General features: G+C 51.1%; 29 protein-coding genes. 15 read left to right on the forward strand and 14 right to left on the reverse strand.

All coding sequences use genetic code 11. From position 1 onward, the window contains the following. Positions 1-45: 45 nt before the first annotated feature. Positions 46-1,980, reverse strand: a complete 1,935-nt coding sequence (gene ftsH / locus D9738_RS10700; protein WP_064529531.1) for an ATP-dependent zinc metalloprotease FtsH — start codon at positions 1,978-1,980, stop codon at positions 46-48. Between the two features lie 99 nt (positions 1,981-2,079). Next, entirely contained in the window at positions 2,080-2,709 is a 630-nt protein-coding gene (gene rlmE / locus D9738_RS10705) for a 23S rRNA (uridine(2552)-2'-O)-methyltransferase RlmE (protein ID WP_000145975.1), read from the reverse strand. Between the two features lie 126 nt (positions 2,710-2,835). On the opposite strand from rlmE, the gene yhbY reads away from it, so the two are divergent. Beyond that, positions 2,836-3,129: a ribosome assembly RNA-binding protein YhbY gene (yhbY, locus tag D9738_RS10710; RefSeq protein ID WP_001054420.1), complete on the forward strand. Its 294-nt coding sequence runs from the start codon at positions 2,836-2,838 to the stop codon at positions 3,127-3,129. 155 nt (positions 3,130-3,284) lie between these two features. Here yhbY and greA read toward each other — a convergent pair whose 3' ends face one another. Beyond that, complete coding sequence (gene greA / locus D9738_RS10715) at positions 3,285-3,761, reverse strand: transcription elongation factor GreA (RefSeq protein WP_064529530.1); 477 nt, start codon at positions 3,759-3,761, stop codon at positions 3,285-3,287. A 247-nt stretch (positions 3,762-4,008) separates the two neighbouring features. On the opposite strand from greA, the gene dacB reads away from it, so the two are divergent. Next, positions 4,009-5,442, forward strand: a complete 1,434-nt coding sequence (dacB, locus tag D9738_RS10720) for a serine-type D-Ala-D-Ala carboxypeptidase (protein ID WP_130204590.1) — start codon at positions 4,009-4,011, stop codon at positions 5,440-5,442. Positions 5,443-5,481: 39 nt separating this feature from the next. Here dacB and cgtA read toward each other — a convergent pair whose 3' ends face one another. The 4 genes from cgtA to rplU form a co-directional block, all read right to left on the reverse strand. Next, the gene (cgtA, locus tag D9738_RS10725) at positions 5,482-6,654 is read right to left on the reverse strand and encodes an Obg family GTPase CgtA (protein ID WP_000673561.1); all 1,173 of its coding nucleotides are present in this window, start codon (positions 6,652-6,654) and stop codon (positions 5,482-5,484) included. A gap of 15 nt (positions 6,655-6,669) precedes the next feature. Continuing rightward, positions 6,670-7,635 carry a DMT family transporter gene (locus D9738_RS10730; RefSeq protein ID WP_130204588.1) on the reverse strand — a complete coding sequence of 322 codons (966 nt, stop codon included), beginning with the start codon at positions 7,633-7,635 and terminating at the stop codon, positions 6,670-6,672. 125 nt (positions 7,636-7,760) lie between these two features. Continuing rightward, positions 7,761-8,018 (reverse strand): 50S ribosomal protein L27, encoded by a 258-nt coding sequence (rpmA, locus tag D9738_RS10735; protein ID WP_000940595.1) that lies wholly within the window; start codon positions 8,016-8,018, stop codon positions 7,761-7,763. 20 nt (positions 8,019-8,038) lie between these two features. Then, positions 8,039-8,350 carry a 50S ribosomal protein L21 gene (gene rplU / locus D9738_RS10740; protein WP_000271401.1) on the reverse strand — a complete coding sequence of 104 codons (312 nt, stop codon included), beginning with the start codon at positions 8,348-8,350 and terminating at the stop codon, positions 8,039-8,041. A gap of 258 nt (positions 8,351-8,608) precedes the next feature. Between rplU and ispB the strand changes: the two genes are divergently transcribed. Together ispB and sfsB are read left to right on the forward strand one after the other, a co-directional pair. Continuing rightward, on the forward strand, positions 8,609-9,580 hold the full coding sequence (ispB, locus tag D9738_RS10745) for an octaprenyl diphosphate synthase (RefSeq protein ID WP_130204586.1): 972 nt from the start codon (positions 8,609-8,611) through the stop codon (positions 9,578-9,580). A 226-nt stretch (positions 9,581-9,806) separates the two neighbouring features. Next, positions 9,807-10,085 (forward strand): DNA-binding transcriptional regulator SfsB, encoded by a 279-nt coding sequence (gene sfsB / locus D9738_RS10750; RefSeq protein WP_064529526.1) that lies wholly within the window; start codon positions 9,807-9,809, stop codon positions 10,083-10,085. A gap of 47 nt (positions 10,086-10,132) precedes the next feature. Here the strand turns inward: sfsB and murA are convergent, their stop codons facing one another. The 7 genes from murA to mlaF form a co-directional block, all read right to left on the reverse strand. Next, positions 10,133-11,392 carry a UDP-N-acetylglucosamine 1-carboxyvinyltransferase gene (gene murA / locus D9738_RS10755; protein WP_130204584.1) on the reverse strand — a complete coding sequence of 420 codons (1,260 nt, stop codon included), beginning with the start codon at positions 11,390-11,392 and terminating at the stop codon, positions 10,133-10,135. 54 nt (positions 11,393-11,446) lie between these two features. After that, complete coding sequence (ibaG, locus tag D9738_RS10760; protein WP_010379217.1) at positions 11,447-11,701, reverse strand: BolA family iron metabolism protein IbaG; 255 nt, start codon at positions 11,699-11,701, stop codon at positions 11,447-11,449. 159 nt (positions 11,702-11,860) lie between these two features. Further along, positions 11,861-12,154: a lipid asymmetry maintenance protein MlaB gene (gene mlaB, locus D9738_RS10765; protein WP_130260171.1), complete on the reverse strand. Its 294-nt coding sequence runs from the start codon at positions 12,152-12,154 to the stop codon at positions 11,861-11,863. After that, positions 12,154-12,789: a phospholipid-binding protein MlaC gene (gene mlaC / locus D9738_RS10770; RefSeq protein WP_130204580.1), complete on the reverse strand. Its 636-nt coding sequence runs from the start codon at positions 12,787-12,789 to the stop codon at positions 12,154-12,156. The genes mlaB and mlaC overlap by 1 nt, the downstream gene beginning before the upstream one ends. An 18-nt stretch (positions 12,790-12,807) precedes the next feature. Then, entirely contained in the window at positions 12,808-13,359 is a 552-nt protein-coding gene (mlaD, locus tag D9738_RS10775) for an outer membrane lipid asymmetry maintenance protein MlaD (protein ID WP_130223776.1), read from the reverse strand. A gap of 4 nt (positions 13,360-13,363) precedes the next feature. Continuing rightward, entirely contained in the window at positions 13,364-14,146 is a 783-nt protein-coding gene (gene mlaE, locus D9738_RS10780) for a lipid asymmetry maintenance ABC transporter permease subunit MlaE (protein WP_000925792.1), read from the reverse strand. Between the two features lie 7 nt (positions 14,147-14,153). Then, the gene (gene mlaF, locus D9738_RS10785) at positions 14,154-14,963 is read right to left on the reverse strand and encodes a phospholipid ABC transporter ATP-binding protein MlaF (protein ID WP_130260172.1); all 810 of its coding nucleotides are present in this window, start codon (positions 14,961-14,963) and stop codon (positions 14,154-14,156) included. Positions 14,964-15,172: 209 nt separating this feature from the next. Between mlaF and D9738_RS10790 the strand changes: the two genes are divergently transcribed. From D9738_RS10790 to npr, 11 genes are all read left to right on the forward strand, one after another. Next, positions 15,173-16,150 (forward strand): calcium/sodium antiporter, encoded by a 978-nt coding sequence (locus D9738_RS10790; protein WP_130219199.1) that lies wholly within the window; start codon positions 15,173-15,175, stop codon positions 16,148-16,150. Positions 16,151-16,163: 13 nt separating this feature from the next. After that, complete coding sequence (kdsD, locus tag D9738_RS10795) at positions 16,164-17,150, forward strand: arabinose-5-phosphate isomerase KdsD (RefSeq protein ID WP_130204572.1); 987 nt, start codon at positions 16,164-16,166, stop codon at positions 17,148-17,150. A 20-nt stretch (positions 17,151-17,170) separates the two neighbouring features. Further along, positions 17,171-17,737 (forward strand): 3-deoxy-manno-octulosonate-8-phosphatase KdsC, encoded by a 567-nt coding sequence (gene kdsC, locus D9738_RS10800; protein WP_130204570.1) that lies wholly within the window; start codon positions 17,171-17,173, stop codon positions 17,735-17,737. Then, positions 17,734-18,309 carry an LPS export ABC transporter periplasmic protein LptC gene (gene lptC / locus D9738_RS10805; RefSeq protein ID WP_064529518.1) on the forward strand — a complete coding sequence of 192 codons (576 nt, stop codon included), beginning with the start codon at positions 17,734-17,736 and terminating at the stop codon, positions 18,307-18,309. The genes kdsC and lptC overlap by 4 nt, the downstream gene beginning before the upstream one ends. Continuing rightward, positions 18,278-18,835 carry a lipopolysaccharide ABC transporter substrate-binding protein LptA gene (gene lptA / locus D9738_RS10810; RefSeq protein WP_064529517.1) on the forward strand — a complete coding sequence of 186 codons (558 nt, stop codon included), beginning with the start codon at positions 18,278-18,280 and terminating at the stop codon, positions 18,833-18,835. The genes lptC and lptA overlap by 32 nt, the downstream gene beginning before the upstream one ends. A gap of 6 nt (positions 18,836-18,841) precedes the next feature. After that, the gene (lptB, locus tag D9738_RS10815; protein ID WP_000224099.1) at positions 18,842-19,567 is read left to right on the forward strand and encodes an LPS export ABC transporter ATP-binding protein; all 726 of its coding nucleotides are present in this window, start codon (positions 18,842-18,844) and stop codon (positions 19,565-19,567) included. A gap of 47 nt (positions 19,568-19,614) precedes the next feature. Then, entirely contained in the window at positions 19,615-21,048 is a 1,434-nt protein-coding gene (gene rpoN, locus D9738_RS10820; protein ID WP_130204568.1) for an RNA polymerase factor sigma-54, read from the forward strand. 22 nt (positions 21,049-21,070) lie between these two features. After that, positions 21,071-21,358: a ribosome hibernation promoting factor gene (gene hpf, locus D9738_RS10825; protein ID WP_001176602.1), complete on the forward strand. Its 288-nt coding sequence runs from the start codon at positions 21,071-21,073 to the stop codon at positions 21,356-21,358. 117 nt (positions 21,359-21,475) lie between these two features. After that, positions 21,476-21,967 (forward strand): PTS IIA-like nitrogen regulatory protein PtsN, encoded by a 492-nt coding sequence (gene ptsN / locus D9738_RS10830; RefSeq protein ID WP_000183677.1) that lies wholly within the window; start codon positions 21,476-21,478, stop codon positions 21,965-21,967. 45 nt (positions 21,968-22,012) lie between these two features. After that, complete coding sequence (gene rapZ, locus D9738_RS10835) at positions 22,013-22,867, forward strand: RNase adapter RapZ (protein WP_000243741.1); 855 nt, start codon at positions 22,013-22,015, stop codon at positions 22,865-22,867. Beyond that, positions 22,864-23,136, forward strand: coding sequence for a PTS phosphocarrier protein NPr (gene npr, locus D9738_RS10840; protein ID WP_000216792.1), 273 nt, complete (start codon positions 22,864-22,866; stop codon positions 23,134-23,136). The genes rapZ and npr overlap by 4 nt, the downstream gene beginning before the upstream one ends. Positions 23,137-23,322 lie beyond the last annotated feature (186 nt).

Genomic DNA, 23,322 nt, shown 5'->3' on the forward strand with positions numbered 1-23,322 from the left:
CGCCCCGGGGTTTTCGGTACAAATACAGTCATCTGATGCGGGAACTTACTTGTCGCCTAACTGCTCTGACATGGTGTTACCCGGGTTCGGCGTACGCGGTTCATCAACCGGACGAGGAGCCTTTGGACTACCATTGTCGCCAGAATTGTTAGAAGCGCCTGGTTCTTCCCAGCCCGCTGGCGGGCGTACATCGCGACGTGCCATCAGGTCGTCAATCTGCGGTGCATCGATGGTTTCATATTTCATGAGCGCATCTTTCATTGCATGCAGAATATCCAGGTTGTCGTTCAACAACTGACGCGCACGATTGTAGTTACGCTCAATCAGTAACTTCACTTCCTGGTCGATGATACGCGCAGTTTCATCGGACATATGTTTCGCTTTCGCCACGCTACGACCGAGGAACACTTCACCTTCTTCTTCCGCGTACAGCAGCGGACCAAGTTTTTCGGAGAAGCCCCACTGAGTCACCATGTTACGTGCCAGGTTGGTCGCAACTTTAATATCGTTGGACGCACCGGTAGAAACATGTTCCGGCCCGTAGATGATCTCTTCTGCCAGACGACCACCGTACAGCGTAGAAATCTGGCTTTCCAGTTTCTGACGGCTGGCGCTGATTGCGTCGCCCTCAGGCAAGAAGAAAGTCACACCCAACGCACGTCCGCGCGGGATAATCGTCACTTTGTGCACCGGATCGTGTTCCGGCACAAGGCGACCGATAATCGCATGGCCTGCTTCGTGGTATGCAGTCGATTCTTTCTGCGCTTCCGTCATCACCATGGAGCGACGTTCCGCCCCCATCATGATTTTGTCTTTCGCTTTTTCGAACTCAACCATCGACACAACGCGTTTGTTGCCACGAGCAGCGAACAGTGCCGCTTCGTTCACCAGGTTCGCCAGGTCAGCACCGGAGAAACCAGGAGTACCACGGGCAATGATTGCCGCGTCAATATCTGGTGCCAATGGTACGCGACGCATGTGAACTTTCAGGATCTGCTCACGACCGCGAACATCTGGCAAGCCAACCACAACCTGACGGTCGAAACGACCAGGACGCAGCAGCGCCGGGTCCAGAACGTCCGGACGGTTAGTCGCGGCGATAACGATGATACCTTCGTTACCTTCGAAGCCATCCATCTCAACCAGCATCTGGTTCAGAGTCTGTTCACGTTCATCGTGACCACCGCCCAGACCTGCGCCACGCTGGCGGCCGACGGCGTCGATTTCATCGATAAAGATGATACACGGTGCCGCTTTCTTCGCCTGTTCGAACATGTCACGAACACGGGATGCACCCACACCGACGAACATTTCTACGAAGTCAGAACCGGAGATAGTAAAGAACGGAACTTTCGCTTCGCCTGCAATCGCTTTCGCCAGCAGCGTTTTACCGGTACCCGGAGGACCGACCATCAGGACGCCTTTCGGGATCTTACCGCCGAGTTTCTGGAAGCGGCTTGGCTCGCGCAGATACTCAACCAGTTCAGCAACTTCTTCTTTTGCTTCGTCGCAGCCCGCAACGTCAGCAAAGGTCGTTTTGATCTGATCTTCCGTCAGCATGCGCGCTTTGCTCTTACCGAACGACATGGCACCTTTACCACCGCCGCCCTGCATTTGACGCATGAAGAAGATCCAGACACCAATCAGCAACAGCATCGGGAACCAGGAGATGAAGATAGAAGCCAGCAGGCTTGGCTCTTCAGGCGGTTCACCGACAACCTTGACGTTCTTGGTCAGCAGGTTATCCAGTAACTTCGGATCCTGAACCGGAATGTAAGTGGTATAACGGTTACTATCTTTCTTGGTAACGTTGATTTCACGTCCGTTGATACGCGCTTCACGAACCTGGTCGTTATTGACCTCTTGTAGGAAGGTAGAGTAATCCACCTTACGTCCATTAGACTCGCTGGGCCCAAAGCTCTGGAATACTGACATCAGCACAACGGCAATGACCAGCCAGAGTATTAGGTTTTTCGCCATGTCACTCAAGGGATTAACCTCTTATTACAACTGTGTTAAAAACAGCGTCAGGATACTCTATATCCAGCAGCTTTCAAACTTTCGTCTGAAATCTCCCGGTTAGGGTTTACGCCCGGTCGCTACAATATACACTTCCCGCGAACGTGCACGAGAAGAGTCCGGCTTACGAACTTTGACCTTCGTAAACAGGGAGCGAATTTCCCTTAGATACTCATCGAAACCTTCGCCCTGGAACACCTTCACTACAAAACTGCCACCTGGCGCTAATACATCACGACACATTTCTAGCGCCAGTTCCACCAGATACATGGCACGGGGGATATCCACCGCCGGTGTTCCGCTCATGTTTGGTGCCATATCGGACATGACAACCTGGACTTTGCTGTCGCCTACGCGCTCCAGCAGTGCTTTCATCACCAGTTCATCACGAAAATCGCCCTGAAGAAAGTCCACACCAACGATAGGATCCATAGGTAAAAGATCGCAAGCGATGATACGGCCTTTGCCGCCAATTTGGGTGACCACATATTGTGACCAACCACCTGGCGCAGCACCAAGGTCGACAACCGTCATTCCCGGTTTAAAGAGTTTGTCACTTTGCTGTATTTCATCAAGTTTAAACCAGGCACGGGAACGTAACCCCTTTTTCTGTGCCTGTTGAACATATTTATCGCTAAAGTGTTCCTGAAGCCAGCGACTGGAGCTGGCAGAACGCTTCTTACCTGTCATTTAACTTTCCCATTGGGATAACTCATCGTAACCAATTGCGTAAATTTTTACGCGCCTATTTGGCGATATATGGGAGATGGCGGTAGAATGACCCGTTTTCAATCCCAACGTAAGCAAAAAAATACGATGAATCTGAGTACTAAACAAAAACAGCACCTGAAAGGTCTGGCACATCCGCTCAAGCCAGTTGTTCTGCTTGGCAGTAATGGTTTGACCGAAGGGGTGCTGGCCGAGATTGAACAAGCGTTAGAGCACCATGAACTCATCAAGGTGAAAATCGCCACTGAAGATCGCGAAACTAAAACCTTGATCGTGGAAGCTATCGTGCGCGAAACCGGCGCCTGTAATGTACAGGTCATCGGTAAAACGCTGGTGCTTTATCGTCCAACTAAAGAACGTAAAATCTCGCTGCCACGCTAAGATTATCCTAAAGTTACACACATTTGCTGTGTAAAACGAGGGATTTTCCGCAAGCAGGAGAGCAAAATGCCACGCTCTGTTCGTTGATAAAAGGCCGCATAGCGGCCTTTTTCCTTTCTTTACAATACATCAACATTTTGAGTATTGGGTAATTCTTACAGGTATTCCACCTTAATTACTTCAAATTCTACATCGCCGCCCGGCGTTTTGATGACCACTACATCATCTTCTTCTTTGCCAATCAGTCCACGAGCGATAGGCGAGTTTACAGAAATCAGGTTCTGTTTAAAGTCAGCTTCGTCATCGCCTACGATGCGATAGGTCTGTTCTTCATCAGAATCCAGATTCAAAACCGTCACGGTAGCGCCAAAAATCACGCGACCATTGTTTGGCATTTTGGTGACATCAATTACCTGCGCGTTCGACAGCTTGGCTTCGATATCTTTGATACGGCCTTCGCAAAAACCCTGCTGCTCACGCGCAGCGTGGTATTCGGCGTTCTCTTTCAGGTCGCCATGCTCACGCGCTTCCGCGATAGCAGCAATGATTTCAGGACGGCGCACAGATTTCAGAAAATCCAGCTCTTCGCGTAATTTTTCAGCGCCGCGTAAGGTCATCGGAATAGCTTGCATTTGTTATACCTCTTGAATATTCCTGATGGGGAGAGTCTCCACTCGCCCCGGCTGTTCGGCATGCCCGGCACAACTCCTCGTCGGGGCCAGAAGCAAAAAAATACCGACCCGGGAACAGGTCCCAGGCCAGCAATAATTCACATTTTGATAGTCATTTTACCCTGAAGTTCCCGAAGGGTCATCGTTTACTTTATAGGGCGTTGCGCCGTAGTATGACGGCTCGATTCCAGGTTGTTAGCGCGAGATTATGCGATTTTCCAGATTTATCATCGGATTGACCAGCTGTATAGCGTTCAGTGTTCAGGCCGCGAATGTTGATGAGTACATTACTCAACTCCCCGCTGGCGCCAACCTTGCCCTGATGGTGCAAAAAGTCGGCGCGTCTGCCCCCGCTATTGATTACCATAGTCAGCAAATGGCGCTGCCCGCCAGTACGCAGAAGGTGATCACTGCGCTGGCGGCGTTGATTCAACTTGGCCCCGATTTTCGTTTCACCACTACACTTGAAACCAAAGGCAATGTGGAGAACGGCGTACTCAAGGGTGACTTAGTGGCGCGATTTGGTGCCGATCCGACGCTAAAACGTCAGGATATTCGTAATATGGTGGCGACCCTGAAAAAATCAGGCGTCTCCCAAATCGATGGCAATGTGTTCATAGACACGTCCATTTTTGCCAGTCACGATAAAGCCCCCGGCTGGCCCTGGAACGATATGACACAATGCTTTAGCGCCCCGCCTGCCGCCGCCATTGTTGACCGCAATTGCTTTTCCGTCTCGCTCTACAGTGCCCAAAAACCCGGTGATATGGCCTTTGTTCGCGTGGCCTCTTATTACCCTGTGACTATGTTCAGCCAGGTACGCACTCTCCCCCGAGGTTCAGCCGAAGCGCAATATTGCGAGCTGGATGTGGTGCCAGGCGACCTTAACCGCTTTACGTTAACCGGATGCCTACCACAACGTTCAGAGCCGCTACCGTTGGCTTTTGCCGTACAGGATGGCGCCAGCTACGCCGGAGCGATTCTGAAAGATGAGTTAAAACAGGCAGGCATTACCTATTCCGGCACGCTACTGCGACAAACGCAGGTTAACGACCCAGGAACGGTGGTTGCCAGTAAACAGTCGGCCCCTTTGCACGATCTGCTTAAGATTATGCTGAAAAAGTCCGACAACATGATCGCCGATACCGTCTTTCGCATGATTGGTCATGCGCGCTTTAATGTCCCGGGGACATGGCGGGCCGGGTCGGACGCCGTGCGTCAGATCCTGCGTAAGCAGGCGGGTGTGGATATTGGCAACACGATTATTGCAGATGGTTCGGGGCTTTCACGGCATAACCTGATTGCACCAGCCACCATGATGCAGGTGCTGCAATACATTGCCCAACACGACAATGAGCTTAACTTTATCTCAATGCTACCTTTAGCAGGCTACGATGGTTCGTTGCAGTACCGTGCAGGTCTGCATCAAGCGGGCGTAGATGGTAAAGTTTCAGCGAAAACAGGTTCGTTGCAGGGCGTGTATAACCTGGCAGGATTCATCACCACAGCAAGCGGGCAACGAATGGCGTTCGTACAATATCTTTCTGGTTATGCAGTAGAACCCGCGGATCAGCGTAATCGCCGTATTCCGTTGGTACGTTTTGAAAGCCGTTTGTATAAAGATATTTACCAGAACAATTAGTCAAAAAGAAACCCCGGCACATGGCCGGGGTTTTGCTGATTAACGCTTGTAAATGAACTCAACGCCTTCTTCGTCGTCTTCGTCCCAGTCGTCATCCCAGTCTTCATCATCCTCTTCAGCAATCTCTTCAAGCTGCTGACGGTGATAATCATCCCACATGAATTCGACTTTCTCAGGCTGTTTCGCTTCTTCTGCCTGCACGACCGGGTTTTCAATGATAAAGGTCATCACATCCCAGCAGAGATCTTTCACGCCCAGTCCGCTCGCCGCAGAGATCAGATAATATTTATCTTCCCAGCCCAGCGCCTCAGCGATCGCTTTCGCTTTCTCTTCAGCTTCTGCTTTATCCAGCAGGTCGATCTTGTTGAAGACTAACCAGCGTGGTTTCGCCGCCAGATCCTGGCTGTATTTTTCCAGCTCGCTGATAATAATACGCGCGTTTTCAACCGGATCGGTGCCGTCAATCGGATCGATATCGATGAGGTGCAACAGGACGCGGCAACGTTCCAGGTGCTTCAGGAAGCGAATGCCCAGACCTGCGCCTTCCGCAGCGCCTTCAATCAACCCCGGGATATCAGCAACAACGAAGCTCTTCTCGTTGTCCATACGTACCACGCCCAGGCTTGGCACCAGAGTGGTAAACGGATAGTCCGCTACTTTCGGTTTAGCTGCCGAGACAGCGCGAATAAAGGTCGATTTACCCGCGTTTGGCATCCCCAGCATACCGACATCAGCCAGCAGCATCAGCTCCAGCAGCAGCTCGCGCTTATCGCCAGGCGTACCGTTGGTTTTCTGCCGTGGTGTACGGTTAACGGACGATTTGAAACGGGTATTGCCCAGACCGTGCCAGCCGCCCTTCGCAACCAGTAGACGCTGACCGTGTTTGGTCATATCGCCCATAGTTTCACCGGTACCCTGGTCGATTACACGCGTACCTACCGGCACTTTAATCGTCACGTCTTTACCGCGCTTACCGGTACAATCGCGGCTTGCGCCGTTCTGACCGCGCTCTGCACGGAAAGATTTTTCAAAACGATAATCGATAAGCGTGTTCAGGTTCTCGTCGGCTTCCATCCATACGTCACCACCGTCACCGCCGTCGCCGCCATCCGGGCCGCCTTTCGGAATATATTTTTCGCGGCGGAAGCTCACGCAACCATTACCGCCATCACCTGCAACGACCAGAATCGATGCTTCATCAACAAACTTCATTTTATTCTCCGTAAATCATTCGCCTGCGCGGGGTTGCGATACCACCGTTGTATGCTTACGTAATCCGCCCCAAATACGATGACCAATGGCGGAATACATCGCGCCCGCAACCACGACAAACGCACCGAGATAACCTAAAAGGTTTAACATCGGTCTGGCGAAGAAATCGGGCCAGGCCAGTGATAAAAGATCTGAAAAAAACAGCGTAAACAGTGGGGTGAGCGTGATGATCGCGCTCACCTGCGCTGCCTGCCAGCGAGCCATCGCTTCCGCCAGGGCGCCATATCCTACCAAGGTATTCAGTCCGCAAAAAATTAAACATGCGAGCTGCCAGTGGCTAAGCTGCGCTATCACCCCTGGCTTTGCCAGAGGGAAGAGCGCAATTGTACACAAAGTGTACAGTAAAAACAGAATCTGCGGTGAGGCCAGCCGACGCAATAAAACCTTTTGCGCCACGCCATAACTCACCCAGACCGTCGCCGCACCGACCCCAAAGATAACTCCCCAGGTATAATCGGTGAGCTTTGTAAATATCTCGACCAGACTGGTATTAAAAAACATCACCAGGCCGCTCAGGAGCATCAATGCCCCTACAACCTGAGTGCTGCGCATTTTCTCTTTCAGGATAAATACGCTGGCAACCATCATGCCAACCGGCGAGAGTTGCCCAATCACCTGCGAAGCGGTCGGGCTCAGGTATTGCAAGGATGAACTGAACAGGATGAAGTTCCCAAACAGCCCAGCGGTCGCCACTGCCAACAAAATCAACCAGCGTGGCTTACGAAACACGCGTAATGGCGGCAACCTCTTCTTCAGTGCAAGAATGGCACCAAGACCAATACTCGCCATCAAGAAACGGTAAAACACGATTGTCGGAGGCTCCATCACCTCCAGCACCTGCTTCATTGCGATTGGCAACGCCCCCCAGCAAATTGCTGTGGTGAGCGCCAAAAGAATGCCAATGCCTGCCTGCTGCTTCATACCGTATTCCCTGCAAAGCGCATTTGCGGATTAACGCCGCACCATGCGCATTTTACCGGTTATCGAATGTAAAAAGCCCCGCAACGTGTTGCGGGGCTTTCATCCGTTACCGGGACGCGAAAAACTTATTCAGCTTCGATGCTGATAAATTTACGGTTTTTCGGGCCTTTAACTTCGAATTTCACTTTACCGTCTGCTTTAGCAAACAGAGTGTGGTCACGACCGCAACCTACGTTAGCGCCAGCGTGGAATTTGGTACCACGTTGACGAACGATGATGCTACCCGCCAGAACGGATTCGCCACCGAAACGCTTAACGCCCAGGCGTTTAGCTTCTGAATCGCGACCGTTACGTGTGGAGCCGCCAGCCTTTTTATGTGCCATTTGAAATCTCTCCTCAGGTCTTAGGCGCTGATGCCAGTAATTTTCACATCAGTGAACCACTGACGATGGCCCTGCTGCTTACGATAGTGTTTACGACGGCGAAACTTAACGATTTTAACTTTCTCGCCACGACCGTGAGCAACAACTTCAGCTTTGATTACGCCGCCATCAACGAAAGGAACGCCGATTTTGACTTCTTCACCGTTTGCGATCATCAGCACTTCAGCGAACTCAACAGTTTCGCCAGTTGCGATGTCCAGCTTTTCCAGGCGAACGGTCTGACCTTCGCTTACTCGGTGTTGTTTACCACCACTTTGGAAAACCGCGTACATATAAAACTCCGCTTCCGCGCACACCTTTTCAATGATTCAGAGTGCGCTATAAATATTCACAATAGGGCGCGAATATTACGCAAAACGCACGCCTTTGACAAGTGCTACAGTCAATACACGAAGAAAAAAAACACAACTTGTACGGTAACGTTTATCTGTGCCATTTTTTCAGTACAATCACTCTATATTCCTAACCATAAACCCTAAGTTGCCTCTGTTCACAGTAAGGTAATCGGGGCGAAAAGCCCGGCTTTTGCGATGAATTTAGAAAAAATCAATGAGTTAACCGCGCAAGATATGGCGGGTGTTAATGCAGCAATTCTCGAGCAGCTTAATTCCGACGTCCAACTGATCAATCAGTTAGGCTATTACATCGTCAGCGGCGGCGGTAAACGTATTCGTCCGATGATTGCTGTACTGGCTGCACGAGCTGTTGGCTATGAGGGGAATGCACATGTCACCATTGCTGCCCTAATTGAGTTTATCCACACGGCGACCCTGCTACACGACGACGTTGTGGATGAATCAGATATGCGCCGAGGTAAAGCTACCGCCAACGCCGCTTTTGGTAACGCTGCCAGCGTGCTGGTAGGCGATTTTATTTATACCCGTGCGTTCCAGATGATGACCAGCCTCGGCTCGCTCAAAGTGCTGGAAGTGATGTCAGAGGCTGTAAACGTCATCGCGGAAGGTGAAGTTTTGCAACTGATGAACGTTAATGATCCGGACATCACCGAAGAGAACTACATGCGCGTTATTTACAGCAAAACCGCACGTCTGTTCGAGGCTGCGGCTCAGTGTTCCGGTATTCTGGCAGGCTGTACGCCGGAAGAGGAAAAAGGCCTGCAAGATTATGGTCGTTACCTCGGCACGGCTTTCCAGCTGATCGACGATTTGCTCGATTACAATGCCGATGGCGAACAGTTGGGCAAAAATGTCGGTGATGATCTGAACGAAGGTAAACCGACGCTGCCGCTGCTGCATGCGATGCATCATGGCACACCAGAACAGGCACAGATGATCCGTTCCGCCATCGAACAAGGGAACGGTCGACATCTTCTGGAACCGGTTCTGGAAGCAATGAACGCTTGCGGCTCTCTGGAATGGACACGTCAGCGTGCGGAAGAAGAAGCAGACAAAGCCATTGCTGCATTGCAAGTGTTGCCGGATACCCCATGGCGAGAGGCGTTAATCGGCCTCGCGCACATCGCTGTTCAACGCGATCGTTAATCCCTTCCTGTTATCCCGCGTACTGCGCGGGATAATTCTAATAAACTCCAAAAAACTCTCAATCAATCGCAAAATTGTCTGAAATACAGATAACTTATCTTAATATATTCTGAATATTCACACTCCTTACAGGAACTTTTTAGAACAATGCGCCATCAGGAGTATAGTGGCGTTACCCGGAGTGCATGTTCTGAAAGTAAGCGACTAACTTAAGGAGTGAGGGAAGATGGAGAATAATTTTATTGACTGGCATCCCGCCGATATCATTGCGGGTTTGCGGAAAAGAGGAACGTCAATGGCGGCGGAATCTCGCAGAAATGGTTTGAGTTCCTCGACACTGGCGAATGCATTATCGCGTCCCTGGCCGAAAGGAGAGATGATTATTGCGAAAGCATTAGGAACTGATCCCTGGGTTATCTGGCCATCACGCTATCATGACCCGCTGACCCATGAGTTTATCGACAGATCGCAGTTGATGCGCAGCTACACCAAACCGCAAAAATGAGTAGCCTGGCGGTAGCCCCGCGAACGGGGCTGCCAGCTATCGGACGATTACTCGCCTTTCACACGCTCAATGTTAGCACCAAGCGCGCGAAGTTTGTCTTCAATGCGTTCGTAGCCACGATCGATGTGATAAATACGATCAACAACCGTAGTACCTTCTGCAATGCAGCCAGCCAGCACCAGACTTGCTGAAGCACGCAGATCGGTTGCCATTACCTGTGCGCCGGAAAGTTTTTCAACACCGTGACAAATAACGGTATTGCTTTCAATTTCGGCATGCGCGCCCATACGGCTTAGCTCAGGTACGTGCATAAAGCGGTTTTCAAAGACCGTTTCGGTGATAAATCCGGTTCCTTCTGCCACCAGGTTCAGCAGCGTGAACTGGGCCTGCATATCGGTCGGGAACGCCGGATGCGGCGCAGTACGTACGTTAACGGCCTTCGGACGTTTGCCGTGCATATCCAGGCTAATCCAGTCTTCGCCTACTTCGATGTCCGCCCCAGCGTCACGCAGTTTCGCCAGCACAGCGTCAAGGGTATCTGGCTGGGCGTTACGGCAGATGATTTTGCCGCGAGAGATCGCCGCAGCAACCAGGAAAGTACCGGTTTCAATTCGATCCGGCAGGACGCGGTAAACGCCGCCACCTAAACGTTCTACCCCTTCGATGACAATACGATCGGTACCCTGGCCGCTAATTTTCGCGCCCAGCGTAACCAGGAAGTTCGCGGTATCGACGATTTCCGGTTCACGCGCCGCGTTTTCAATAATCGTGGTGCCTTCCGCCAGGGTTGCAGCACACATAATGGTCACGGTTGCACCAACACTGACTTTATCCATCACGATGTGCGCGCCTTTCAGACGGCCATCGACGGAAGCTTTAACGTAACCTTCTTCCAGTTTGATGGTCGCGCCTAATTGCTCAAGGCCGGAAATATGTAAATCAACCGGACGAGCGCCAATCGTACAACCACCAGGCAAAGAAACCTGCCCCTGACCAAAACGAGCCACCAGCGGCCCAAGCGCCCAGATAGAGGCACGCATGGTTTTAACCAGATCGTAAGGCGCGCAGAAGACATTAACGTCACGGGCATCGATACGCACAGAACCATTACGTTCTACTTTGGCGCCAAGCTGGCTAAGCAGCTTCATTGATGTATCGACGTCTTTCAGTTTCGGGACGTTCTGGATCTCCACCGGTTCTTCCGCCAGCAGTGCAGCGAAAAGGATAGGCAGAGCAGCATTTTTAGCGCCGGAAATTGTGACTTCGCCCTGGAGCTTCGTTGGCCCCTGAACACGAAATTTATCCATTTAGTATGTTCTCAGTTAACAATTCATATCCGCTACCGGCGTATCGCCCATAGCTCAAAAGCCGTTCAGTTTGCGATCACGCGCCCACTCCGCAGGGGTATACGCTTTGATCGACACAGCATGAATGCGGTTATCCGCAATATATTCCATCAGCGGACCGTAAACCGTCTGCTGTTTTTTAACCCGGCTCATGCCATCAAACATCTCACCCACGGCAATAACCTGAAAGTGGCTGCCATCGCCGGAAACGTGGACTTCCTGGAGGGAAAGAGCGTTCATCAGCACGCTCTGAATTTCATTATTTTCCATGGGATCTTCATTCATCAGTTAATAAACCAGTGAAACATCTTAGAGCAAAGTTGCGCTGTCATAAATAAGCAAAAAGCCTTGCTGATTAATCAGACAAGGCTCGACTTACTGGTAGGTTTGCCGGACTGGCGGGTAACGCCTTATCCAGCCTGAAAAAAATTAACGAGGCAGAACATCAGACGGCAAATTATACAATTTTGCCAGGGTATACACCTTGTCGTTTACCCCCTGAAGCGTCACGCTGTTGCCTTGCTTTTTCGCCAGATCGATCAGATGGAGCAGCAACGCCAGTCCACCCGTATCAACGCGGGACACTCGACTAAGATCGATGCGGGTAATCCCCCTCACCGCTTCGTCACGCATTTCCCAAAGCGGCAGCAGAACGTCCTGATCCAGCTCTCCGGTCAATACCAGGGTGTCACCCGTCTGCGTCCAGCTCAGTGACTCGCTCATTATTTTTTCTCTTCCAGGGTGATTTTCTGTTGAGAAATAGACTTCAGTTGTGCGGTCAGACCATCGATGCCTTTCGTGCGCAGTAAAGTCCCCCACTCATTTTGTTTCGTGGTGATCATGCTGACGCCTTCGGCAATCATGTCATAAGCCTGCCACTTGCCAGTCTGAGAGTTTTTACGCCACTGGAAATCGAGACGTACCGGTGGACGGCCATTCGGGTCAATAATGGTGACGCGGATAGGCACAATGGTTTTATCACCCAACGGCTGTTCTGGCGCAATCTGATAGGTCTGACCGTGATACATCGCCAGCGCCTGACCGTAAGCCTGCTTCAGATACTCATGGAAAGCGGCAAAGTAGGCTTCACGCTGGGCTGGGGTCGCGCTTTTGTAGTACTGACCCAGTACCAGCGCACCGGCGTATTTTATCTGTACGTACGGAAGCAGTTCCTGATCGACGATGGTACGCAGGTAATCAGGATTAGCCCGAATTTGCGATTGTTCATTCTTCAGGCGATCGAACGTTTTCTGTGCCGCCTCGTCCATCAGCTTATACGGATTGGTCTGATCTGCCGCGGTTGCCGCACTCAGCGGTGCAATCATTAGCAAAGCGACCATCATTAAACGTTTAAACATGCGTCGGTTCTCCTGAAATTATTTCGTTGTACCCACAGGTTCAGTGGTTTCATTATTACCTGGCGCAGCGGCTGGCGCATCGCCACTATTCTTATTGTCATCACCTTTACTGCCATAAAGGAACTGACCAATGAGATCTTCCAGAACCATCGCAGATTTGGTGTCCTGAATCGTATCCCCCTCTTTCAGAATAGCAGTCCCCAGTTCCGGGTCTTCAAAACCGACGTTTAATGCCAGATATTGTTCCCCAAGCAAACCGGAAGTACGAATGCTCAACGAACTGGTATCAGGAATGTGGTTATAACGTTGTTCAATTTCCAGCGTCACGCGCGGTAGATAGGTTTTCGGGTCCAGCGTAATATCTGCAACCCGGCCGACGACAACACCACCAATACTGACCGGAGAGCGCGCTTTCAGCCCGCCGATATTATCGAACGTCGCATAAAGCGTGTAGGTCGGTTCAGTTCGCATTGACGTCACGTTTGCCGCTTTCAGGCAAACAAACAGCGCCGCCAGCAGTGCTGCTAATAAAAAGATACCCACCCAAATTTCATTTTTTTTCGTTTGCATGAACTCAATTCCCAAACATCAATGCGGTCAGCACAAAATCCAGCCCCAGTACGGCCAGAGACGAGTGGACAACGGTACGAGTGGTTGCCCGGCTAATCCCGGCAGAGGTCGGGATGGCGTCATAACCGTTAAACAGCGAAATCCACGTCACCGTAATAGCGAACACCACGCTCTTAATCAGACAGTTGACCAGATCCATACGCCAGTCGACGGCGTTTTGCATTGCCGACCAGAAGAACCCACTATCAATGCCTTTCCAACTGACGCCAACCAGCGATCCGCCCCAGATCCCCACGGCGACGAAAATTATCGTCAGCAGCGGTAGTGAAATTACCCCAGCCCAGAAACGTGGGGAAATGACGCGGCGCAGTGGATCCACAGCCATCATCTCCATGCTGGAGAGCTGCTCTGTGGCGCGCATCAAACCGATTTCCGCAGTTAACGCCGAACCGGCACGTCCGGCAAACAGCAGTGCTGCGACCACCGGCCCCAGTTCGCGCAGCAGCGACAAGGCCACCAGCATCCCCAGACTGGTTTCCGCACTATAAGTGGTCAGCACCAGATAACCTTGCAGACCCAGCACCATTCCGATGAACACGCCAGAAACCACAATAATCAGCATCGACAGGACGCCGACATTATAGAGCTGACGCACCAACAGCGGCGCATGTTTGCGAAATTCCGGTTTGCCGACCAGCGCATTGAATAACATTAACCCGGCCCGCCCGAACGTTCTCAGGGTTTTAATCCCTTTATGTCCGAGCGACGCCAGCGCATTTAACAGCATGAGTGGCTTAACTCCCTGGTAAAAGATCAGCGTGATAATCGCCGGCAGGATAGCGGAACGGAACTGGTCCGTCAGCAATCCCGTCCAGAAACTGACGTACGCGAGGATCAGGATTCGCCTGCAACGCCTGGGCGCTACCGTGAGCGACAATCTTTTTGTCTGCCAGGATCCAGGCGTGATCAGCGATACTTAAAACTTCCGGCACATCGTGAGAAACCACCACACAGGTTACGCCCAGCGCGCTGTTCAGCTCGGAAATCAGCTTCACCAGGACGCCCATAGTGATGGGATCTTGCCCAACAAACGGCTCATCAAACATGATGAGATCCGGCTCCAGCGCAATTGCACGCGCCAGCGCCGCACGACGCGCCATCCCGCCTGAAAGCTCCGATGGCATAAGTTTGGCCGCTCCGCGCAGCCCAACGGCTTCCAGCTTCATCATCACCGTGCTATGCAGCAACGGCACGGGAAGGTGGGTATGCTCGCGCAGTGGGTAGGCGACGTTGTCAAAAACGTTCATATCGGTGAACAGCGCGCCGGACTGAAACAACATGCTCATCCGTTTACGCACGGTATACAGGCGCGAACGAGACATCGCCGGAATATTCTCATCATCAAAAAGGATCTCACCGTGATCTGGCGCGATTTGCCCACCAATCAGACGGAGTAGCGTCGTTTTACCGATGCCTGATGGCCCCATAATCGCCGTGATCTTCCCTCGCGGCACGGTCAGGGAAATATTATCGAAGATGCAGCGATTGCCACGCGTAAAACTGACATCGCGCATATCGACTAAATTCGCCACAGACTGCTCCATAATTCACCCTTTGTCTTGCGTTGATTTTCTAAGCATGGCGCTCAATTTAACCTTGAACCCAACATATTTACAGAATATTACCCGCCGCGGTTAGCGAAAGCTGGCATTTGTTTTACTTTTTAGCCGCATAAAGTCAAAATTAAGAATTCATTACGGCTTTCTGAAAATCTTCAGCGGACCGGCGAGTATACCTGAAGAAAGGACGTTAGATGCTTTTAGCTACGGCACTGTTAATTGTTGGTTTACTTTTGGTCGTTTACAGTGCCGACCGTCTGGTATTTGCCGCCTCTATTCTTTGCCGCACTTTTGGCATCCCACCGCTGATCATCGGCATGACGGTGGTCAGTATTGGTACGTCACTTCCAGAAATAATCGTTTCGCTTGCCGCGTCGCTGCATGAACAACGAGATTTAGCCGTCGGCACAGCACTCGGCTCAAACATAATCAATATTTTACTGATCCTCGGTCTGGCTGCGCTGGTGCGCCCTTTTACCGTACATTCCGATGTTCTGCGCCGTGAATTACCATTAATGTTATTAGTCAGTGTGGTGGCCGGTTCCGTACTCTATGACGGACAACTTGGTCGCAGCGATGGTATCTTTCTCCTCTTTCTGGCTGTGCTATGGCTGCTGTTCATTGTTAAACTTGCACGTCAGGCAGAACGTCAGGGGACTGACAGCCTGACCAGAGAACAGCTTGCAGAGCTACCGCGCGAAGGCGGTTTACCTGTCGCGTTTTTATGGCTCGGCATTGCATTGATTATCATGCCGGTAGCAACGCGGATGGTGATTGACAACGCCACCGTACTGGCGAATTACTTTGCCATCAGCGAGTTGACTATTGGTCTGACGGCAATCGCTATCGGCACTAGTCTGCCGGAACTGGCAACCGCGATAGCAGGTTTTCGCAAAGGTGAAAACGACATTGCTGTCGGTAATATCATTGGCGCAAACATTTTTAATATTGTCATCGTGCTGGGTTTACCCGCGCTGATAACGCCCGGGGAGGTTAACCCACTGGCGTACAGCCGTGACTGCAGCGTGATGCTGTTGGTCAGTATTATTTTTGCGTTGCTATGCTGGCGACGCTCCCGGCAATCTGGCCGTGGCATTGGGGTATTATTAACAGGCGGATTTGTCGTATGGCTGGCGATGTTGTACTGGTTATCGCCAATACTCGTTGAATAACTGGAAACGCATTATGTCGCACGTAGAGTTGCAACCGGGTTTTGACTTTCAGCAAGCAGGTAAAGAAGTCCTGGCGATTGAACGTGAATGCCTGGCAGAGCTTGATCAATACATCAATCAGAATTTCACGCTCGCCTGTGAAAAGATGTTCTGGTGTAAAGGTAAAGTCGTGGTCATGGGAATGGGTAAATCGGGACACATTGGGCGCAAAATGGCAGCAACCTTTGCAAGCACCGGTACTCCGTCATTTTTCGTCCATCCCGGTGAGGCCGCACATGGCGATTTAGGCATGGTCACCCCGCAGGACGTGGTCATTGCGATTTCTAACTCAGGTGAATCCAGCGAAATCACGGCCTTAATCCCGGTACTCAAACGCCTGCATGTACCGTTAATTTGCATCACCGGTCGTCCGGAGAGCAGCATGGCACGCGCAGCAGACGTGCATCTGTGTGTTAAAGTAGCAAAAGAAGCTTGTCCGTTAGGGCTGGCACCAACCAGCAGTACTACCGCGACGCTGGTCATGGGAGATGCGCTCGCCGTCGCCTTGTTGAAAGCGCGCGGCTTTACCGCCGAAGATTTTGCACTTTCGCATCCAGGCGGCGCACTTGGTCGTAAACTTCTGCTTCGCGTCAGCGATATTATGCATACGGGCGACGAGATCCCGCATGTCAAGAAAACGGCCAGCCTGCGCGATGCGCTGCTGGAAGTCACCCGCAAAAATCTTGGTATGACCGTCATTTGCGATGACAATATGATGATTGAAGGCATATTTACCGACGGTGATTTACGCCGTGTCTTCGATATGGGCGTGGATGTCCGTCAGTTAGGTATTGCCGATGTGATGACGCCAGGGGGAATTCGTGTACGTCCTGGCATTCTGGCCGTTGAGGCGCTGAACTTAATGCAGTCCCGCCATATCACTTCCGTAATGGTTGCCGATGGCGACCACTTACTCGGTGTGTTACATATGCACGATTTATTGCGTGCTGGCGTAGTGTAAAGATTCAAGGATAAACAACAATGAGTAAAGCAGGTGCGTCGCTTGCGACCTGTTACGGCCCTGTTAGCGCCAATGTGATGGCAAAAGCAGAGAACATTCGTCTGCTGATCCTCGACGTTGATGGCGTATTGTCAGATGGTCTGATTTATATGGGTAACAATGGCGAAGAGCTGAAAGCGTTCAATGTTCGTGACGGTTACGGTATCCGCTGTGCGCTCACCTCTGATATTGAAGTCGCCATCATTACTGGACGAAAGGCTAAACTGGTAGAAGATCGGTGTGCAACGTTAGGGATCACCCATCTGTATCAGGGGCAATCAAACAAGCTTATCGCCTTTGGCGATCTGCTGGAAAAACTGGCGATTGCGCCAGAAAACGTGGCTTACGTTGGTGATGATCTTATCGACTGGCCAGTGATGGAAAAAGTGGGCTTAAGCGTGGCCGTAGCCGATGCGCATCCGCTATTGATTCCGCGCGCTGATTACGTGACGCGCATTGCTGGCGGTCGTGGCGCGGTTCGTGAAGTTTGCGACTTATTACTTCTGGCGCAGGGCAAACTGGATGAAGCCAAAGGGCAATCGATATGAGTAAAGCCAGACGTTGGGTTATCATTGTGCTATCACTGGCGGTTCTGGTGATGATCGGCGTTAACATGACCGAGAAAGACGATACCGCCCAGGTGGTCGTCAACAACAATGATCCCACCTATAAAAGCGAGCATACGGACACGCTCGTCTATAACCCAGAAGGAGCCCTAAGCTATCGATTGATTGCTCAACACGTTGAATATTATTCCGATCAGGCCGTTTCGTGGTTTACGCAACCCGTACTTACCACGTTTGATAAGGATAAAATCCCAACATGGTCGGTTAAAGCAGATAAAGCCAAGCTAACCAATGACCGGATGCTCTATTTATATGGACACGTTGAAGTCAACGCACTCGTGCCGGACTCTCAACTTCGCAGAATCACGACGGATAACGCGCAGATCAATCTGGTGACGCAGGATGTTACCTCTGAAGACCTCGTCACGTTATACGGAACAACATTTAACTCCAGCGGTCTGAAAATGCGCGGCAACTTACGCAGCAAGAATGCCGAGCTGATTGAAAAGGTTAGAACATCCTATGAAATTCAAAACAAACAAACTCAGCCTTAATCTTGTGCTTGCCAGCTCACTTCTGGCCGCCAGCATTCCGGCATTTGCCGTTACCGGAGATACTGACCAACCGATCCACATTGAGTCGGACCAGCAATCTCTTGATATGCAAGGCAACGTGGTTACCTTTACCGGTAATGTCGTTGTGACTCAAGGCACCATTAAAATTAATGCCGATAAAGTAGTCGTCACCCGTCCGGGTGGTGAACAAGGCAAGGAAGTGATCGACGGTTACGGTAACCCGGCCACCTTCTATCAAATGCAGGATAACGGTAAGCCAGTCGAAGGCCATGCTTCCCAGATGCATTACGAACTGGCAAAAGATTTTGTCGTTCTGACGGGTAATGCTTATCTGCAGCAGGTCGATAGCAATATTAAGGGCGATAAGATCACTTACCTGGTGAAAGAGCAGAAAATGCAGGCTTTCAGTGACAAAGGTAAGCGTGTGACCACCGTTCTGGTGCCGTCACAGTTGCAGGACAAAAACAACAAAGGCCAGACCCCGGCGCAGAAGAAGGGTAATTAATTCGTTATGGCAACTTTAACTGCAAAGAACCTTGCAAAAGCCTATAAAGGCCGCCGCGTGGTGGAAGACGTCAGCCTGACCGTCAACTCCGGGGAGATTGTCGGTCTGCTGGGGCCTAACGGTGCCGGTAAGACGACCACTTTCTACATGGTCGTTGGCATTGTGCCGCGCGATGCGGGCAACATTATTATTGATGACGACGATATCAGCCTTCTGCCGCTGCATGCGCGTGCGCGTCGCGGTATCGGCTATTTGCCGCAGGAAGCCTCTATTTTCCGTCGCCTCAGCGTTTACGATAACCTGATGGCGGTACTGCAAATTCGTGACGACTTATCCGCTGAACAGCGTGAAGATCGCGCGAACGAGCTGATGGAAGAGTTCCACATTGAGCATTTACGCGACAGCATGGGGCAATCGCTCTCCGGTGGTGAACGCCGTCGTGTAGAAATTGCGCGCGCACTGGCTGCGAATCCGAAATTTATCCTCCTCGATGAACCATTTGCCGGGGTTGACCCGATCTCGGTTATCGACATCAAACGTATCATTGAACACCTGCGCGACAGCGGCCTGGGCGTGCTTATCACCGACCATAACGTGCGTGAAACGCTGGCTGTTTGTGAACGCGCTTATATCGTCAGCCAGGGGCATTTAATCGCTCATGGCACGCCGACAGAAATCTTACAAGATGAACATGTTAAGCGTGTATACCTTGGGGAAGACTTCAGACTCTGATAGGGTAGAAGTTTGCGACGTTTTAGCAGGAGAGTACGATTCTGAACATGAAGCAAGGTTTGCAACTCAGGCTTAGCCAACAACTGGCGATGACGCCTCAGCTACAACAGGCGATTCGTCTGTTGCAGTTGTCCACGCTGGAGCTTCAGCAGGAGCTACAGCAGGCGCTGGAAAGTAATCCATTGCTTGAGCAAATCGACACTCATGATGAAATCGACACTCACGAAACGCCAGACAGCGAAACGCTGGATACCGCTGACGCACTCGAACAAAAAGAGATGCCAGAAGAGCTGCCGCTCGATGCCAGTTGGGATACCATCTACACCGCCGGTACGCCATCAGGCACCAGCGGTGACTACATCGACGATGAGCTGCCGGTCTATCAGGGCGAAACGACGCAGACCTTGCAGGATTATCTGATGTGGCAGGTCGAGCTGACACCGTTTTCCGACACTGACCGCGCTATCGCCACCTCCATAGTCGATGCCGTTGATGACACCGGTTATCTGACCGTCCCGCTGGAAGATATTCTCGAAAGTATGGGCGATGAAGAGATCGACATCGATGAAGTTGAAGCAGTCCTGAAACGCATCCAGCGTTTTGATCCGGTCGGTGTGGCGGCGAAAGATCTGCGTGACTGTCTGCTGATCCAACTTTCCCAATTCGATAAAATCACGCCGTGGCTGGAAGAAGCTCGACTGATCATTAGCGATCATCTCGATCTGCTGGCCAATCACGACTTTCGCTCATTAATGCGCGTCACGCGTCTGAAAGAAGATGTGCTGAAAGAAGCCGTCAATCTGATCCAGTCACTCGATCCACGCCCCGGCCAGTCGATCCAGACCGGTGAACCGGAATATGTCATCCCTGATGTGCTGGTGCGTAAGCATAACGGCCAGTGGACGGTTGAACTGAACAGCGACAGTATTCCACGTCTGCAAATCAACCAGCATTACGCCTCAATGTGCAATAACGCACGTAACGATGGCGACAGTCAGTTTATCCGCAGCAATCTGCAGGATGCTAAATGGTTGATTAAGAGCCTGGAAAGCCGTAACGATACGCTGCTGCGCGTCAGTCGCTGTATTGTTGAACAACAGCAAGCCTTCTTTGAGCAAGGCGAAGAATATATGAAACCGATGGTGCTGGCTGATATCGCCCAGGCCGTCGAGATGCATGAATCGACGATATCTCGCGTGACCACGCAAAAGTACCTGCATAGTCCACGAGGCATTTTTGAACTGAAGTATTTCTTTTCCAGTCACGTCAATACCGAAGGGGGTGGCGAGGCCTCTTCCACGGCGATTCGTGCACTGGTGAAGAAATTAATCGCGGCGGAAAACCCAGCGAAACCGTTGAGCGACAGCAAGTTAACCTCTTTGTTGTCAGAACAAGGTATCATGGTGGCACGCCGTACTGTTGCGAAGTACCGAGAGTCTTTATCCATTCCGCCGTCAAACCAGCGTAAACAGCTCGTTTGACCCAACCGATAAGGAAGACACTATGCAGCTCAACATTACCGGAAATAACGTCGAGATCACCGAGGCCCTGCGCGAATTTGTCACCTCAAAGTTTGCCAAACTTGAGCAATATTTTGACCGAATCAACCAGGTTTATGTTGTTCTGAAAGTGGAGAAAGTCACCCACACCTCAGATGCAACACTGCATGTTAACGGTGGCGAAATTCATGCCAGCGCGGAAGGTCAGGACATGTACGCCGCCATTGATGGCTTAATTGATAAGTTGGCACGTCAGCTAACCAAGCATAAAGATAAATTGAAACAACACTAATTGTCCGGGCAATTAGCAAGTGCATGGCGGCCTGTTGTATGGCACAACAGGCCATTTGTACGGTTAATGCTCCGAATCTGCCCCACTGTTTGAGTGGGCAGATTCTTAGGTGAAATTATGACAAATAATGATACAACTCTACAGCTTAGCAGTGTTCTTAACAGGGAATGTACGCGAAGCCGCGTCCACTGTCAGAGCAAAAAACGCGCCCTGGAAATCATCAGCGAACTGGCGGCAAAACAACTTAGCCTGCCACCGCAGGTGGTTTTTGAAGCTATTCTGACGCGGGAAAAAATGGGCAGTACCGGTATTGGTAATGGCATTGCCATTCCGCACGGCAAACTGGAAGAAGATACCCTACGCGCGGTTGGCGTTTTCGTTCAGCTAGAAACACCCATTGCTTTTGATGCCATCGATAACCAGCCGGTAGACTTACTTTTTGCCCTGTTGGTACCCGCAGACCAAACCAAAACGCACCTGCACACTCTTTCGCTGGTCGCGAAACGTCTGGCGGACAAAACTATCTGCCGCCGTTTACGTGCAGCCCAGAGCGATGAAGAGCTGTATCAAATCATTACGGATACCGAAGGTACTCCGGATGAAACGTAGTTATTCTGTAATGTCTCTTTTAGACGTTGTGAGGAGAAACAGTACATGGTACTGATGATCGTCAGCGGACGTTCAGGGTCAGGCAAATCTGTCGCCCTGCGGGCGCTGGAAGATATGGGTTTTTACTGCGTGGATAACCTTCCAGTAGTGCTGTTACCCGATCTGGCTCGGACTCTGGCCGATCGCGAGATTTCTGCCGCCGTCAGCATTGATGTCCGCAATATGCCAGAGTCGCCAGAAATATTCGAACAGGCGATGAGCAATCTGCCTGATGCTTTCTCACCGCAACTCCTGTTTCTCGATGCAGATCGTAACACGCTGATTCGTCGTTACAGCGATACGCGCCGCCTGCATCCGCTTTCCAGCAAAAATCTGTCGCTGGAAAGTGCTATCGACAAAGAAAGCGATCTGCTGGAACCGCTGCGTTCACGGGCGGATCTGATTGTCGATACGTCTGAAATGTCCGTTCATGAACTGGCAGAAATGCTGCGTACCCGCCTGCTGGGTAAACGCGAGCGTGAACTGACAATGGTCTTTGAATCCTTCGGCTTCAAGCACGGTATTCCTATCGACGCGGATTACGTCTTTGACGTACGTTTCCTGCCGAACCCACACTGGGATCCGAAACTGCGTCCGATGACGGGCCTTGATAAACCTGTCGCCGCATTCCTCGATAGGCACACAGAAGTACACAATTTTATCTACCAGACGCGTAGCTATCTTGAGCTATGGTTACCTATGCTGGAAACCAACAACCGTAGCTACCTGACGGTCGCCATTGGTTGTACTGGCGGGAAACACCGTTCGGTGTATATTGCAGAACAGTTGGCTGACTACTTCCGCTCACGCGGTAAAAACGTCCAGTCACGCCATCGCACGCTGGAAAAACGTAAACCATGACCGTCAAACAAACTGTCGAAATCACTAACAAGCTGGGCATGCATGCCCGGCCTGCTATGAAACTATTTGAATTAATGCAGGGTTTTGACGCCGAAGTGCTTTTACGTAATGACGAAGGCACCGAGGCTGAAGCCAACAGCGTTATTGCGCTGTTGATGCTGGATTCTGCCAAAGGACGACAGATTGAAGTCGAAGCGACCGGTCCGCAGGAAGTTGAGGCGCTGGCCGCCGTCATCGCCCTCTTTAACTCAGGTTTTGATGAAGATTAATCTTCGTCATTCTGACGCTTAATTCCCCCGGGCACGCCCCTTCCGCCCTAACGTACGAAAAAAGCACAACCCCCAAATATCCCCATTTCTCGCAAATTGTACATTTCGTGCGCTTTTCTGTAAGTATAAAACCTTAAGAAAACCTTAAAAAAGCTTGTTTAGGTTTTGTTTAAGTTAAGCCCTCAT

This window comes from Escherichia sp. E10V5 (assembly GCF_004212315.1).
In the GTDB taxonomy this organism is placed as follows: domain Bacteria; phylum Pseudomonadota; class Gammaproteobacteria; order Enterobacterales; family Enterobacteriaceae; genus Escherichia.

What these genes read in the sequence shown, in the direction of transcription:
- rapZ (WP_000243741.1), top strand. Translation starts at nt 22,013, where the DNA reads ATGGTACTGATGATCGTCAGCGGACGTTCAGGGTCAGGCAAATCTGTC.
- hpf (WP_001176602.1), top strand. Translation starts at nt 21,071, where the DNA reads ATGCAGCTCAACATTACCGGAAATAACGTCGAGATCACCGAGGCCCTG.
- npr (WP_000216792.1), top strand. Translation starts at nt 22,864, where the DNA reads ATGACCGTCAAACAAACTGTCGAAATCACTAACAAGCTGGGCATGCAT.
- yhbY (WP_001054420.1), top strand. Translation starts at nt 2,836, where the DNA reads ATGAATCTGAGTACTAAACAAAAACAGCACCTGAAAGGTCTGGCACAT.
- lptA (WP_064529517.1), top strand. Translation starts at nt 18,278, where the DNA reads ATGAAATTCAAAACAAACAAACTCAGCCTTAATCTTGTGCTTGCCAGC.
- D9738_RS10730 (WP_130204588.1), bottom strand. Translation starts at nt 7,635, where the DNA reads ATGAAGCAGCAGGCAGGCATTGGCATTCTTTTGGCGCTCACCACAGCA.
- cgtA (WP_000673561.1), bottom strand. Translation starts at nt 6,654, where the DNA reads ATGAAGTTTGTTGATGAAGCATCGATTCTGGTCGTTGCAGGTGATGGC.
- sfsB (WP_064529526.1), top strand. Translation starts at nt 9,807, where the DNA reads ATGGAGAATAATTTTATTGACTGGCATCCCGCCGATATCATTGCGGGT.
- rpmA (WP_000940595.1), bottom strand. Translation starts at nt 8,018, where the DNA reads ATGGCACATAAAAAGGCTGGCGGCTCCACACGTAACGGTCGCGATTCA.
- mlaB (WP_130260171.1), bottom strand. Translation starts at nt 12,154, where the DNA reads ATGAGCGAGTCACTGAGCTGGACGCAGACGGGTGACACCCTGGTATTG.
- rplU (WP_000271401.1), bottom strand. Translation starts at nt 8,350, where the DNA reads ATGTACGCGGTTTTCCAAAGTGGTGGTAAACAACACCGAGTAAGCGAA.
- ftsH (WP_064529531.1), bottom strand. Translation starts at nt 1,980, where the DNA reads ATGGCGAAAAACCTAATACTCTGGCTGGTCATTGCCGTTGTGCTGATG.
- mlaD (WP_130223776.1), bottom strand. Translation starts at nt 13,359, where the DNA reads ATGCAAACGAAAAAAAATGAAATTTGGGTGGGTATCTTTTTATTAGCA.
- rpoN (WP_130204568.1), top strand. Translation starts at nt 19,615, where the DNA reads ATGAAGCAAGGTTTGCAACTCAGGCTTAGCCAACAACTGGCGATGACG.
- ptsN (WP_000183677.1), top strand. Translation starts at nt 21,476, where the DNA reads ATGACAAATAATGATACAACTCTACAGCTTAGCAGTGTTCTTAACAGG.
- D9738_RS10790 (WP_130219199.1), top strand. Translation starts at nt 15,173, where the DNA reads ATGCTTTTAGCTACGGCACTGTTAATTGTTGGTTTACTTTTGGTCGTT.
- lptB (WP_000224099.1), top strand. Translation starts at nt 18,842, where the DNA reads ATGGCAACTTTAACTGCAAAGAACCTTGCAAAAGCCTATAAAGGCCGC.
- mlaC (WP_130204580.1), bottom strand. Translation starts at nt 12,789, where the DNA reads ATGTTTAAACGTTTAATGATGGTCGCTTTGCTAATGATTGCACCGCTG.
- murA (WP_130204584.1), bottom strand. Translation starts at nt 11,392, where the DNA reads ATGGATAAATTTCGTGTTCAGGGGCCAACGAAGCTCCAGGGCGAAGTC.
- dacB (WP_130204590.1), top strand. Translation starts at nt 4,009, where the DNA reads ATGCGATTTTCCAGATTTATCATCGGATTGACCAGCTGTATAGCGTTC.
- ispB (WP_130204586.1), top strand. Translation starts at nt 8,609, where the DNA reads ATGAATTTAGAAAAAATCAATGAGTTAACCGCGCAAGATATGGCGGGT.
- mlaF (WP_130260172.1), bottom strand. Translation starts at nt 14,963, where the DNA reads ATGGAGCAGTCTGTGGCGAATTTAGTCGATATGCGCGATGTCAGTTTT.
- lptC (WP_064529518.1), top strand. Translation starts at nt 17,734, where the DNA reads ATGAGTAAAGCCAGACGTTGGGTTATCATTGTGCTATCACTGGCGGTT.
- rlmE (WP_000145975.1), bottom strand. Translation starts at nt 2,709, where the DNA reads ATGACAGGTAAGAAGCGTTCTGCCAGCTCCAGTCGCTGGCTTCAGGAA.
- kdsD (WP_130204572.1), top strand. Translation starts at nt 16,164, where the DNA reads ATGTCGCACGTAGAGTTGCAACCGGGTTTTGACTTTCAGCAAGCAGGT.
- kdsC (WP_130204570.1), top strand. Translation starts at nt 17,171, where the DNA reads ATGAGTAAAGCAGGTGCGTCGCTTGCGACCTGTTACGGCCCTGTTAGC.
- mlaE (WP_000925792.1), bottom strand. Translation starts at nt 14,146, where the DNA reads ATGCTGTTAAATGCGCTGGCGTCGCTCGGACATAAAGGGATTAAAACC.
- ibaG (WP_010379217.1), bottom strand. Translation starts at nt 11,701, where the DNA reads ATGGAAAATAATGAAATTCAGAGCGTGCTGATGAACGCTCTTTCCCTC.
- greA (WP_064529530.1), bottom strand. Translation starts at nt 3,761, where the DNA reads ATGCAAGCTATTCCGATGACCTTACGCGGCGCTGAAAAATTACGCGAA.